Below are 12,384 nucleotides of genomic sequence, written 5' to 3' on the forward strand. Positions count from 1 at the left end.
GAAATCTGGCGAGTTTTACGGTGAAAAGTTTCTAAATAATTATTTAGACTCTTCGCAAGATGGCTTTCTTACTCACTATCTGTACTTATTTTTTCCAAAACCAAACTAACAGATGAGCTCCAAGCATTAGATGGAATATCGAGAAGACTTCGCTGAACCACATAGTATCAACAGATAAAAAATGCCGACTTTCGTCAGCATTTTTTACATTTCTTAAAACTTAAGCTTCAACCCATTTTCCATCCTGAAATACCAGACCCCACTTGGTTTGCTTGCCTTCAGGCGTTTCCGAACCAATATATTGCGCCTGGTTCTTACGGCTGAATTTCACTAAAGTTGGATTTCCTTCAGGGTCAACATCCGGAGCTTGTAAAATAAACTGATATTTTGGATCCAGCTGCTCGGCCACAGTACGAAGTTCTGCCACTTTCGGTGCACGTGTTTCACGAACTTTCGGGAACTTACTTGCTGCCAGGAATAAACCTGCCGCACCATCACGCAGGACAAAGAAGTCATCATGTTTGGTAGAACGCAAGTGTTCCATTTTGATTGGATCTACACGCGGAGGAGCAGGCTGACCATTCTTTAACACTTTACGGGTATTGTCACAGCTGGTGCAGGCAAAATAAGGCCCAAAACGACCGGTCTTGAGCTGCATCTCGCCATCACATTTATCACATGGGATGGTCGGGCCATCATAACCCTTAATTTTGAACTCACCTTCTTCAAGTTCAAAACCGGCACAGTCCGGATTGTTCCCGCAGATATGCAGTTTACGGCCACCATCAATTACATAGCTGTCCATAGCTGTGCCGCAAATCGGACAACGTTTTTTCGACATCAAGTCGGCAGTTTCTGCCGCGTCGTCATCAGACAGCGCTGCCAGAGATTCAACCGGGGTTAAATTCAAGGTGCCTTTACAGCGCTCTTTAGGTGGCAGGTTATAGCCTGAACATCCTAAAAATACGCCTGTGGTTCCGGTACGAATCTGCATTGGACGAGAACATTCAGGACAATGTACTGCCTCTACTTCCACAGGCAGGTTACGGCGCATACCGTGTTCGCCTTGCGCTGTAGTCAAGCGTTTCTTAAAGTCGCCATAGAAATTATCTAACAACTCTTTCCAGTTCCGCTGGCCATCAGCCACTTTATCCAGCTGACCTTCAAGATCTGCGGTAAAGTCGTAGTTCATCAGGTTATTGAAACTTTCATCCAGACGATCGGTGACAATTTCGCCCATTTTTTCGGCAAAAAGACGACGGTTATCCAGCTTCACATAGCCACGGTCTTGAATGGTAGAAATAATGGCTGCATAGGTCGAAGGACGACCGATGCCTTTTTTCTCTAATTCTTTTACCAGTGAGGCTTCGGTAAAACGCGCAGGTGGTTTGGTAAAATGTTGCGATGGATCAAGTTTCTCAAGTTTAAGCACTTCACCCACTTTTACTGCAGGCAACAATACATCATCATCCGACTTGTTTTGACCACGTACTTTGGTGAACCCATCAAAGATCAAGGTACGGCCTTTGGCTTTCAGTTCCACACCGTTGGCATCGACTAAAATGGTCGATGACAGATATTCTGCTGGAGTCATCTGACAGGCCACAAACTGGCGCCAGATCAGGTCATACAAACGCTGTGCATCACGTTCCACACCTGCAAGGCTGTCGCCTTTCAATGCCACATTTGAAGGACGAATTGCTTCATGGGCTTCTTGTGCACCCGCCTTGTTGCCATAACGATTGGGCTTAGCAGGCAGGTATTTTGCACCATATTCATTTTCAATATGACCACGCACCATATTGACTGCATCATCACTCAGAAAAGTGGAGTCAGTACGCATATAGGTGATAAAACCCGCTTCATACAGGCGCTGCGCCAGCATCATGGTTTTCTTTACAGAAAAGCCTAAACGTGTGCTTGCAGCCTGTTGCAGGGTTGATGTGATATACGGGGCGCTTGGGTTGACCTTGGTCGGTTTATCTTCACGACTGGCAACTTTATATTCAGCGTCTTTAATCAGCTTGAGTAAAGCATCAGTTTCAGCTTGATTACGCAGTTTGAGGGTTTTACCGCCCTGCTTCACAGCTTCAAGACGGATATTATCTTTTTGAGATTTGGTGTCTGCAAAAACCTGCCAGTATTCTTCAGGAATAAAGGCACGAATTTCGCGTTCGCGTTCCACCACAAGTTTAACTGCAACTGACTGGACACGACCCGCCGACAGACCACGGGCAATTTTTTCCCAAAGTAATGGCGAGATCATAAAGCCCACAACACGGTCGAGGAAACGACGCGCTTGCTGCGCATTGACCTTGTCGATATCCAGACGTGCAGGCTGTTTAAAGGCTTCCTGAATGGCATTTTTGGTAATTTCGTTAAATACTACACGCTGATAGCGTGAATCATCCCCACCAATCACTTCTTTTAAATGCCAAGCGATGGCTTCCCCTTCACGGTCCAAATCCGTTGCGAGGTAGACCTCATCGACTTGCGATGCCAGTTTTTTCAGTTCCGCCACGACATTTTCTTTGCCAGGAAGCACTTCATAATGCGCTTTCCAGCCATGCTCAGGATCAACCCCCATACGGTTGACCAAAGCCTGTTGTGCTTTTTCCGCTTTTTGCTCATCGGTTAATTTGGTACGGGTTGCCGGTTTTTTTTCTGCCGTTTTAGAACCGCCAGTCGGCAAATCACGAACATGACCTACCGATGATTTCACGATGTAATTTGGACCCAGATATTTGTTGATTGTTTTCGCTTTTGCAGGCGACTCCACAATCACTAAGGCACGTTTGTTCGCAGCACTCGGTGATTTTGCTGTGGTGCTTTTGGATGTGGACCGAGGAGCGTTCGCCATAGTTAACCGTTAATCCTGTTTGATGGGTTTATAAATTAAAATTCAGCCAAAGACGTTAAATAAGCTTTGATGTCATCTAACTGAGTTGCTCGAAGGTCTGATTCTTCATCCCAATAGAGTCCTACACAGTTTGCCTGCATATCAATAGCATAAATGCCCTTTAATGCAATGGGAAAATCGTTAAACTTCTCATCACCTTGCACAACTTTGAGTTTCTGATCTTCCACACGTGCACGCATCAATGGCAGTCGGGCATCTGGAATTAAAATACTGTAATAGGCCACCATACTGGCACGCTTTTCCGTTGCCATAGGCACTTTGGTCCAATCGGGAGCAGCCACTAAACGCGGATGTAAAGCCATCTTGCGCGCCTTTTCACGCATCAGGCCTAATGCTTTTTCTCTTGGGCTGACACGTAGCCCAAAAATTGAGCCGAGTACAAACAGCACAATGAAGACTGTAATCCAAATTCCAGTATTTTCCATAGCAAAACCTTTTTATTCCTTTATTAGAGTTGCATAAGCTGAATATAAAACGCAAGTTACAGCGATGAAATTAATTCAGGAACAGCTCATGACTATACAGGACTTCACTACCATTCCAGTAAATATATCCTTTCTCAATCAATTCCTTAAGCAATAATCGTACATCCGATTTCGGGAAAAGCTGCTCCAGCAAATCGCGCAAGGCATAAATGTCTTTCGGTTTATCAGATTTTAATTCACGTAGTTTTTGCGCCACAATCACCTGCACCGGATCAATCTTGGAAAAGTTTTTAAATAACTCTTTTTGCGCCTGATGCAATATTTTGGCCTGTACTTCTTCTACTTCTTGTGAAGATTCAGTGGATAACTCAGCAAAAGCAGAGGACATGTTCTGGGATTTTTCTAAAGATGTTTTCTGCTCCAAATCCAGTTGCATCCATTGCTTAATGACTTTTTTACGGAAACTGATTTGCTGGTCAAAACGTTTCACAATTTTTAGATTAATCAATAAGCCAGTGAGATGTTGCAACTGATCATTTTCGACTTGCAAAATATTCGCCAGCGAGTTCTTCAATTTCTCCAGCGTATTCGGTTTGCCCTTCATTTTCCCTAAAGCATCACAATACTTTTTGACAAGCAACAAATCCGGTTTTTGCAGAATGGTCTCGACACTGGGAATTTTGTACTTGGTATTTAACGCCGGTTCTTCAGCCTGAACCTGGATCAGACTACAGTTCAGGTTGGAAGACTGCAGCATTTCGACCAGCATTTCACTGCTTGGCATGGCAGATATGAGTTCAATAGAAACATCGGCATCTAGCAGCGCAAGCAGTTGCCCAACCACAACCGCATACTCAAACTCTTTGTGCTCGACTTCTGCCGTTTCCAGAATGACCACTTGCCCACTGCTGACCCAACTTGAAAATTCCGTTAAATCTTGCAGAGAATATTCAAATTTTCCCTGGCAATTAAACAGGTAAATTGCTGCATAATGCGGAATGATGTTACGCAACAATTGCGCAGTCGGCATATTATTTTCAAGATCAAGAAGAACGACTTTATGACTCATATCTTCGAATAAACAGTTCGGCTAGGCAGATGCGGTGCATTAGAACGGGAACCATGGCAAAGGTCAAATACTTTATGCTTCTGGTTTTTTACTCAGTGGCATGACTCGACCTAGTGCTTTAATTTTAGAAGGTTATTCAATGGCGAAGGAAAGGATAAGTTAAGTTCTTTTTCAAATAAAAAAGCCCTGATCAACACCAAGGCTTTAATACACGGACGGGTTCAGCTCAATAATGCGGTGGCCGGTTGGACATCGGATCAAAGGCAGCAATGCCTTCCGATAAATCGGCAGATTCCACACGCTGATAAAGCAGCTGCATTTGCTTCTTTAAATCCATAATTTCAATATGTTGACGTGTTACCTGTTCATTCAGCTGTTCAACTAAATCATCTAAAAATGTAATTCGGACTTGCAAATCTTCCAAGTGTGCGGAAAATGACGCCTGATCATTAAGATTTTTTTGTTTAGTCATTTTAAGTCCTCATTGGGGATTTCAGGAAACAGTATGGCCTATATTACTTTAAGGGATGTCCAACTTGCGTTTGGCGGACCGTCCCTGCTCGACGGCGCGAACTTTAATCTGGAACGCGGTGAACGAGTCTGTTTGATTGGCCGTAATGGTGAGGGTAAGTCTACCTTACTTAAACTCATCGAAGGAAGTTTGCTGCCAGATCGTGGTGAAGTTTCTATACAAAATGGCATCACCATTTCCATGCTGGCCCAAGATGTACCGATGGATTCCGGCAAAGTCGCCGACATTGTAGCCGATGGTGCTGGTGAAGCTGCTGCTGTACTCAAAGCTTATCATGAAGCCAGTGATGCCTGCGTACTGGGAGATATGGAAGCCTGCGACCGCATGGGTAACTTACAGCACAAACTCGATCAAGTCGATGGCTGGGCTTTAGAGAACAAAGTAAATTCAATTTTAAGCAAAATGGGTTTAGACCCGGATGCCGATTTAGCCGATTTGTCCGGTGGTCGTAAACGCCGTGTTCTTTTAGCACGTGCCCTACTCACTCAACCCGATGTACTTTTACTCGATGAACCGACAAACCATCTGGACGTTGAAAGTATTGAATGGCTGGAAAAATTCCTGCTCGATCAAAATAACCTGACCCTGTTATTTATTTCGCATGACCGTTCATTTGTCGACAGCATTGCCACCCGTATTGTCGAGTTGGACCGTGGTCAATTGCGCAGTTTTGAAGGCAACTATTCACGTTACCTTGACCTTAAAGCTCAGCAAATGGAAGCAGAAGAGAAGCAAAATGCTTTATTCGACAAACGTTTGGCTGAAGAAGAAGTCTGGATTCGTCAAGGCATTAAAGCACGCCGCACCCGTAACGAAGGCCGTGTCCGTGCCTTAAAAGAATTGCGTGAAGAATCAAAAGCACGTCGCTCACAGCAAGGCAAAGTGAGCATGGCCACTCAGGACGCCAACCGCTCAGGCAAGGTCGTGTTTGAAATTGAGCATTTACGTGTGGCCTTTGGCAATCAGGAACCGATTATCAAAGATTTCTCTGCCTTGGTATTACGTGGCGACCGTATAGGTCTGGTCGGTGATAACGGTGTCGGGAAAACAACCCTGATTAAAGCCATTTTAGGTGAAATTGAACACGGCGGTTCGGTAAAAACCGGCACCCAGCTTGAAATTGCCTATTTTGACCAGCTACGTAATGCACTTGATTTAGAGAAATCGGTTAAAGATAACGTTTCTGAAGGTTCGGACTTTGTCGATGTCAACGGTGGCCGCCGTCATATCTATAGCTATTTACAGGACTTCCTGTTCTCGCCTGAACGTGCGCGTACACCAGTCAAAGCACTTTCTGGTGGTGAACGTAACCGTATTCTGCTCGCCAAACTGTTGCTCAAACCATCCAACCTGATTGTGATGGATGAACCGACCAATGACCTGGATATGGTGACACTTGAACTGCTGGAAGAAATGCTCGGCGATTATAAAGGTACCCTGTTACTGATCTCGCATGACCGTGCCTTTATGGACAACGTGGTGACATCCACCTGGGTATTTGACGGTAAAGGCAATATCGATGAATACATCGGCGGTTATCAGGATTACTTGCAACAACGTCCTGATCAGACTGTGGTTGATCAGAAAAGTGATGTCAAAAAAGCTATGGCCAAAGCAGAAGCCAAAGCCGCTGAACCTGCTCCGGCAAAGAAAGTGAAACTCAGCTATAAAGATCAGCGTGCTTTAGAGCAACTGCCTGCTGAAATGGAAGCGCTGGAAAAAGAGCAAGCTGAAATTAACGCTCAACTTGCCGATGGTTCCCTGTTTGTGAGCGATGCAGACAAAGCCATGAAATTTTCCAACCGCTTGACTGAAATTGATGACCTGTTACTGGAAAAATTAGAGCTTTGGGAAGAATTAGAAAAGCTGGTCAACGGCAACTGATCTGATTCATTCTAGGGGCACCTGTAATTAGCGTTGCAGGTGCTTTTTTATTAAAAAAATAACTTCATGTTACACTTGCAAAAAACTTTTGTTCAAAATGGTCACTATGAGTAAAAAGCCAGATTACACTCCCGGAGAATTCCAATGGTCTTTCCTGCTCCCTCAATATTGGGGCATCTGGATCGGTATTGTCTTGCTGATGATTTTGGCGATTTTACCTTGGGCGATTCAGTACCGTCTGGCCACTTTTATGGGCAATCTGGCCTTCGACAAGCTGAAATCGCGCCGCAAAACCACTGTCCGTAACCTGGAAGTCTGTTTTCCTGAATGGTCCGCACAGCAGGTTCAGGAGAATGCACGTCAGGTTTTTATCGACCAGATGATTGGTATTTTTGAAACCTTGAATGCCTGGTACTGCCCGCAATGGTTTAAAGACCGTGTCACGATTGAAGGTCTGGAACATATTCAAAATGCCCAAGCCGCAGGAAAAGGGGTTTTACTGCTTGGTACGCATTCTACTTTGCTGGATGCAGGTGGCTACCTGTGTGCCCAGTATTTCGAACCGGATGTGGTTTATCGTCCGCAGAACAATCCTTTGCTCGATATGCTGATTTACCGTTGTCGTGCCACGATTTATGCCCACCAGATTGACCATGACGACATGCGTGGCCTGATTCGCAATCTGAAAGAGGGTCATGCCATCTGGTATAGCCCGGATCAGGATTTTGGTTTAAAACAGGGTGTGATGGCACCGTTTTTCGGTACTCCTGCTGCCACGGTAACGGCACATCGCCGTTTACTGAAAATATCCAAAGCCGTACCGATTCCTTTATATTTTTATCGTAGCGGTGATTTAAAAGATCCGCGTTATCATGTGCTAATTGAACCTGTGGTGGATAATCTGCCCAGTGAAGATGAAGTCGATGATGCCACACGTGTCAACCAGATTATTGAACGTCAGCTACGTATTGCCCCAACCCAATATATGTGGTTCCATCGTCGCTTTAAAACTCGTCCGGAAGGCTTTGAGAAAATCTATTAATAAGATAATTAAGATAACTAGGAAACCTCGCACAGAATCTACTATCGTGTAAAGGCGACAAGGATGTCGCCCGTTGGACTGCGATATCATAGATGTATCGTCAGTCCAACAGATGGTTTTGTTACTTTTGCCGAAACAAAAGTAAAGAATACACTCCTAATATTGGATAAATGAACGGTAAAACTCCGCTTTGCGACAACCCTAAAGGCAAAAAACCATGAAAGTGATGCAACTTCTTCCTGAACTGAATAGCGGTGGCGTAGAACGCGGTACTTTAGAAATCGCCCGTGCCTTGGTTGCAGAAGGTCATGAATCTTTGGCGGTGTCGAATGGTGGCCGGCTGGTGACCCAGCTTGAAGCGGAAGGTTCAACACATTTGACGCTAGCCATTCATAAAAAAGCCCTGTCGAGCTTATGGCAAATTCGTCCGCTACGTCAGCTGATTGAACAGCACCAACCCGACATCGTGCATGTGCGTTCCCGCGTGCCTGCATGGCTGACCCATTTTGCTTTAAAAGGCATTCCTGCTGCGCGTCGTCCACATTTAATCAGTACCGTGCATGGCTTCTATTCGATTAACCGTTATAGTCAAATCATGACCCAGGCTGAAAAAGTCATTGCAGTATCAGACAGTGTGGTCAAATACATCACCGACAATTATAAAAATTGCCCAGCACAAGATATCGTGCGGATTTACCGTGGTATAGACCCTGTAGCATTTCCACATGGCTATCAACCGTCTGTACAATGGCTGAATCAAACCTTTAAAGACTTTCCTGAACTGGAAAATAAGTTTTTACTCTGCCTGCCAGGACGGATTACCCGTTTAAAAGGTCATGAAACCCTGATTGGATTGGTCGAAAAATTACAGCAACAATACCCCAACTTGCATGCGGTAGTGGTGGGTGGAGCCGATCCGAAAAAAGCCGCTTATTTGAAAGAAATGCAGGACACAATTCAAGGCAAAGGCTTAACTAAAAAAATTACTTTCGTTGGTCATCGCTCAGATATTCGTGAATGGCTGGCATTTAGCGATGTGGTGCTCTCCCTTTCCAATCAGGCAGAAACCTTTGGTCGTACTGCTTTAGAAGCACTATCGGTAGGCACTCCGGTGATTAGCTGGAACCGTGGCGGGGTTGCGGAGATCTTATCGCAGCTGTATCCACAAGGTTTAATTGCCGTGGATGATCACGCTGCACTGTGCAATGCAGTCAAGAAGCATCTGGATGAACCGCAACAAGTAAAGCCAGTCACAACGTTTAGCTTGAAAGAGATGTGTGATCAGACGCTTCACTTATATAAGCAAGTCTTGAAATAGACTTCATTGATGAGTCATTTTTCAATGGCGACAAGCTGTTAGTAATACCGAAATTAAAAGCAAATTTTCGTAAACATTGAATAATTGGATATATGAAGAGGATGGCAGGCATTGATATTTCGAAAGCCATAACGTATTAAACCCTCCACACCCGAAATCTTGCCATGAGCCAAATGAGCAGCGGCCAGAAAATGGTATTGATGATATCGTGCACACTGGCACCAATGTGCCACAGCCCATAATTGATTAAATCATCACGGGCATCCAACAGCTCTGCAGCAATTGCAACAATAAGCACAGCCAAAATCGCCCACTTCGACTTCAACTGATGATGGTGGAAAAACGCCACGATAAAAAATAGCGTCAGCCCTGCATAAATATGTAAAGCATCACGTGATAGTTCAGTAAAATTTACGACATAAATTTTAAGTTCTTGAAATATTGATAAATACATGACTGAAATTTTATTTTCAAGAGGTTCTATAAAACCATAGACCCGAGTTCTGCATCCTGCAAAACTCGGGTACATGAGGTTGTGCTTTCAAATGTTATTTTTATTCTGTTATTGCTATCCATTGCTGCATCATATCCATGATGACTTTCTATCAGCCATGTGTTTGATCTTCCATAATGGGATTTTCCTTTCCCGGCTCCTTGGCTGATGAGTACAGATTAAGCTAGTTTATAAAAAAGAAACATTCGCAATTGACCTAAATCAATGTAAGCCATTTCGTACACTTTTCTATTATTTAATCTGCCTGCTTGATTGCATTTTTATAGCTCTGGGCAATTTCATCAGTGACTGGTTTTTCTTCTTTTTCAGCTTTTTCAATACCTTCTTTTATTGTTTCTTGTGCCTGCTGTTCATCAGCATCCGTTTGCTCCAGTTCTTCTTGCACCCGTTCAAAAACACGTCCTGTCTGTAGAACCACATAAACCGGAAAATGGTCTGAACCGATATGAGGCAACCGTTTCATGTGAACCAAGGCAAAATCGGTACTGTGAAAAATATGATCCAGTGACCAACGCAATAAGGGATAATCGGCATGGAAGGTATTGACAAAGTGACGCCCCACCCGTGGATCGAGCAAACCACTCATGCGCTGAAACAGTCGGGTCGTTCGCGACCAGGCCACATCATTCAAGTCTCCCATCACAATACAGCTTTCATCCAGATCCTTGATCTGGTCACCCACAATTAATAGTTCCGCATCCCGTAGCGTCGAATCTTTCGCTTCAGTAGGGCTCGGCGGTTTGGGATGTAGGCAATAAAGCTGGACTGGCTGACCTGAACGCAAAATGACTGTGGTATGAATGGAAGGAATTTCATCACTTAAAATGAACTTGACCTCGGTATCTTTCAGCTCTAAACGGCTATACAAATGCATGCCGTATAAATTATCCAGAGGTACAGGCACCCGATAGGGATAATCTTTTTCAATCGCGGAAAGTGCTTTTTGCCAGACCCGATCTGATTCTAGTGTTAACAGCAAATCTGGCTGATGCTTTTGAATCTGCTCAATCAATAACTGGTATTGGGTATTTGGCGTCAGTACATTAGAAATGATCAGGGATATTTGCTTGTCCGGATTCAGCTGATGTTTGCGGACATGCTTGACCTGCTTTTTCCAAAGAAAGGTATAAGGCAGCACCATTTTGAGCTGGTACGCCAGTGCAGCAATCAGACCGATAAAAATAATTTCCCGTATTAAATTCCAGGGTTGGTCCCAGACCAGCAGCAGAACAAAAGCAATCAGTCCTAAAACCAGAATTTGTAGCCGTGGAAAATCAGCACCTCGAATCCACCACTCATCCCGTGGAATCAGTGACCAGAATGTCAGCCATATCACTAAAACTGCAATTATTTCCACCCAAATCATCAGCTTTACTCTGTTTATCTTGGTAATTCGATCTGCAGTTGAAAAACTTTATCAATTTTGTATGTAACATAAACAAGAGATTTCTCTCAATAATATTGATGTTTTCATTATGTAGTACTTGCAGTCACGTCCCTTTTTGATACACTCGAATCCCTTTTGATTTTTTTTAACGCACCGAGGCGAAGTGGCATGAAAGTAGGTCTGGTCGGTTGGCGCGGGATGGTAGGTTCCGTCCTTATGCAACGTATGGTTGAAGAGAATGATTTTGCTCATTTTGAGCCATTCTATTTTTCTACCAGTAATGCAGGTGGTGAAGCGCCTGCGTTTGGCGGTAAGACTGCCCCAGCACTTATGGATGCGACAGACATTAACAGTCTGAAGCAAATGGATGTCATTATTACCTGCCAGGGTGGTGATTACACCACTGACGTTTTCCCGAAACTGAAAGCTGAAGGCTGGAATGGTTACTGGATTGATGCAGCTTCTACCTTACGTATGGATGATGAAGCCATCATCGTGCTTGATCCGGTCAACATGAACGTGATTAAAGATGGCCTGGTGAATGGTACTAAAACATTCGTTGGTGGTAACTGTACCGTTTCCTTGATGCTGATGGGCTTAGGTGGTCTGTTCCAGAATAATCTGGTGGAATGGGCAACTTCGATGACTTATCAGGCCGCTTCTGGTGCGGGCGCGCAAAACATGCGTGAACTCATCAACGGTATGGGTTACTTGTATAACAATACCAAAGATTTGTTAGATGACCCTCGCTCTCCAATTTTAGAGATCGATTCTAAAATTGCGGCTTTACAACGCAGCGAAGGTTTCCCATCAGCAAACTTTGGCGTGCCTTTAGCAGGTTCTTTGATTCCGTATATCGACAAACAGCTTGAAAGCGGTCAGTCGAAAGAAGAATGGAAAGGCCAGGTTGAAACCAACAAGATTCTGGGTAACTCGCAGATTGTTCCTATTGATGGTCACTGTGTGCGTATCGGTGCAATGCGCTGCCATTCTCAAGCACTTACATTGAAATTGAAGAAAGATGTACCGCTTGATGAAATCGAAGACATTATCCGTAATGCAAACGATTGGGCAAAAGTCGTTCCAAATACCCGTGAATCATCGATGACCGATCTGACGCCAGTGGCTGTTACAGGTACCCTGTCTGTTCCAGTGGGCCGTTTGCGTAAACTGAATATGGGTAAAGAATACCTTGGCGCATTCACTGTCGGCGATCAGCTGCTATGGGGTGCTGCAGAACCTTTACGCCGTATGTTACGTATCCTGATTGATTACAAAAATGCTTAAGTGCTA

At 44.3% G+C, this 12,384-nt stretch carries 10 protein-coding genes; 4 read left to right on the plus strand and 6 right to left on the minus strand.

Going from position 1 to position 12,384, the window contains the following annotated elements; genetic code table 11:
* Positions 1-220 precede the first annotated feature (220 nt).
* The 4 genes from topA to ABJ384_RS12715 form a co-directional block, all read right to left on the minus strand.
* Positions 221-2,860 carry a type I DNA topoisomerase gene (topA, locus tag ABJ384_RS12700; protein WP_349927734.1) on the minus strand — a complete coding sequence of 880 codons (2,640 nt, stop codon included), beginning with the start codon at positions 2,858-2,860 and terminating at the stop codon, positions 221-223.
* Positions 2,861-2,895: 35 nt separating this feature from the next.
* On the minus strand, positions 2,896-3,345 hold the full coding sequence (locus tag ABJ384_RS12705) for an ammonium transporter (RefSeq protein WP_166169167.1): 450 nt from the start codon (positions 3,343-3,345) through the stop codon (positions 2,896-2,898).
* A 70-nt stretch (positions 3,346-3,415) separates the two neighbouring features.
* A complete protein-coding gene (locus ABJ384_RS12710) occupies positions 3,416-4,414 on the minus strand; it encodes a hypothetical protein (RefSeq protein ID WP_349927736.1) in 999 nt (332 codons plus the stop codon).
* Positions 4,415-4,640: 226 nt separating this feature from the next.
* Positions 4,641-4,886, minus strand: coding sequence for a SlyX family protein (locus ABJ384_RS12715; RefSeq protein ID WP_086195322.1), 246 nt, complete (start codon positions 4,884-4,886; stop codon positions 4,641-4,643).
* Positions 4,887-4,919: 33 nt separating this feature from the next.
* Between ABJ384_RS12715 and ABJ384_RS12720 the strand changes: the two genes are divergently transcribed.
* From ABJ384_RS12720 to ABJ384_RS12730, 3 genes are all read left to right on the plus strand, one after another.
* The gene (locus ABJ384_RS12720) at positions 4,920-6,830 is read left to right on the plus strand and encodes an ATP-binding cassette domain-containing protein (protein ID WP_349927738.1); all 1,911 of its coding nucleotides are present in this window, start codon (positions 4,920-4,922) and stop codon (positions 6,828-6,830) included.
* A 106-nt stretch (positions 6,831-6,936) separates the two neighbouring features.
* Positions 6,937-7,872 carry a lauroyl acyltransferase gene (locus ABJ384_RS12725; RefSeq protein ID WP_349927740.1) on the plus strand — a complete coding sequence of 312 codons (936 nt, stop codon included), beginning with the start codon at positions 6,937-6,939 and terminating at the stop codon, positions 7,870-7,872.
* Positions 7,873-8,089: 217 nt separating this feature from the next.
* Positions 8,090-9,190: a glycosyltransferase family 4 protein gene (locus tag ABJ384_RS12730; RefSeq protein ID WP_349927742.1), complete on the plus strand. Its 1,101-nt coding sequence runs from the start codon at positions 8,090-8,092 to the stop codon at positions 9,188-9,190.
* Between the two features lie 136 nt (positions 9,191-9,326).
* Here the strand turns inward: ABJ384_RS12730 and ABJ384_RS12735 are convergent, their stop codons facing one another.
* Both ABJ384_RS12735 and ABJ384_RS12740 read right to left on the minus strand, forming a co-directional pair.
* Positions 9,327-9,719: a hypothetical protein gene (locus ABJ384_RS12735; protein WP_349927744.1), complete on the minus strand. Its 393-nt coding sequence runs from the start codon at positions 9,717-9,719 to the stop codon at positions 9,327-9,329.
* 220 nt (positions 9,720-9,939) lie between these two features.
* A complete protein-coding gene (locus ABJ384_RS12740) occupies positions 9,940-11,070 on the minus strand; it encodes an endonuclease/exonuclease/phosphatase family protein (protein ID WP_349927746.1) in 1,131 nt (376 codons plus the stop codon).
* 189 nt (positions 11,071-11,259) lie between these two features.
* Here ABJ384_RS12740 and asd point away from each other — a divergent pair, with 189 nt between their 5' ends.
* Positions 11,260-12,378 carry an aspartate-semialdehyde dehydrogenase gene (gene asd / locus ABJ384_RS12745; RefSeq protein WP_349927748.1) on the plus strand — a complete coding sequence of 373 codons (1,119 nt, stop codon included), beginning with the start codon at positions 11,260-11,262 and terminating at the stop codon, positions 12,376-12,378.
* Positions 12,379-12,384: the final 6 nt, after the last annotated feature.

It is taken from the genome of Acinetobacter sp. A1-4-2 (assembly GCF_040233925.1).
In the GTDB taxonomy this organism is placed as follows: domain Bacteria; phylum Pseudomonadota; class Gammaproteobacteria; order Pseudomonadales; family Moraxellaceae; genus Acinetobacter.

Excerpts from the sequence above, each read along its gene's own strand:
- ABJ384_RS12705 (WP_166169167.1), bottom strand. The coding sequence starts at position 3,345 with ATGGAAAATACTGGAATTTGGATTACAGTCTTCATTGTGCTGTTTGTA.
- ABJ384_RS12710 (WP_349927736.1), bottom strand. The coding sequence starts at position 4,414 with ATGAGTCATAAAGTCGTTCTTCTTGATCTTGAAAATAATATGCCGACT.
- ABJ384_RS12725 (WP_349927740.1), top strand. The coding sequence starts at position 6,937 with ATGAGTAAAAAGCCAGATTACACTCCCGGAGAATTCCAATGGTCTTTC.
- topA (WP_349927734.1), bottom strand. The coding sequence starts at position 2,860 with ATGGCGAACGCTCCTCGGTCCACATCCAAAAGCACCACAGCAAAATCA.
- ABJ384_RS12715 (WP_086195322.1), bottom strand. The coding sequence starts at position 4,886 with ATGACTAAACAAAAAAATCTTAATGATCAGGCGTCATTTTCCGCACAC.
- ABJ384_RS12720 (WP_349927738.1), top strand. The coding sequence starts at position 4,920 with ATGGCCTATATTACTTTAAGGGATGTCCAACTTGCGTTTGGCGGACCG.
- ABJ384_RS12740 (WP_349927746.1), bottom strand. The coding sequence starts at position 11,070 with ATGATTTGGGTGGAAATAATTGCAGTTTTAGTGATATGGCTGACATTC.
- ABJ384_RS12735 (WP_349927744.1), bottom strand. The coding sequence starts at position 9,719 with ATGTACCCGAGTTTTGCAGGATGCAGAACTCGGGTCTATGGTTTTATA.
- asd (WP_349927748.1), top strand. The coding sequence starts at position 11,260 with ATGAAAGTAGGTCTGGTCGGTTGGCGCGGGATGGTAGGTTCCGTCCTT.
- ABJ384_RS12730 (WP_349927742.1), top strand. The coding sequence starts at position 8,090 with ATGAAAGTGATGCAACTTCTTCCTGAACTGAATAGCGGTGGCGTAGAA.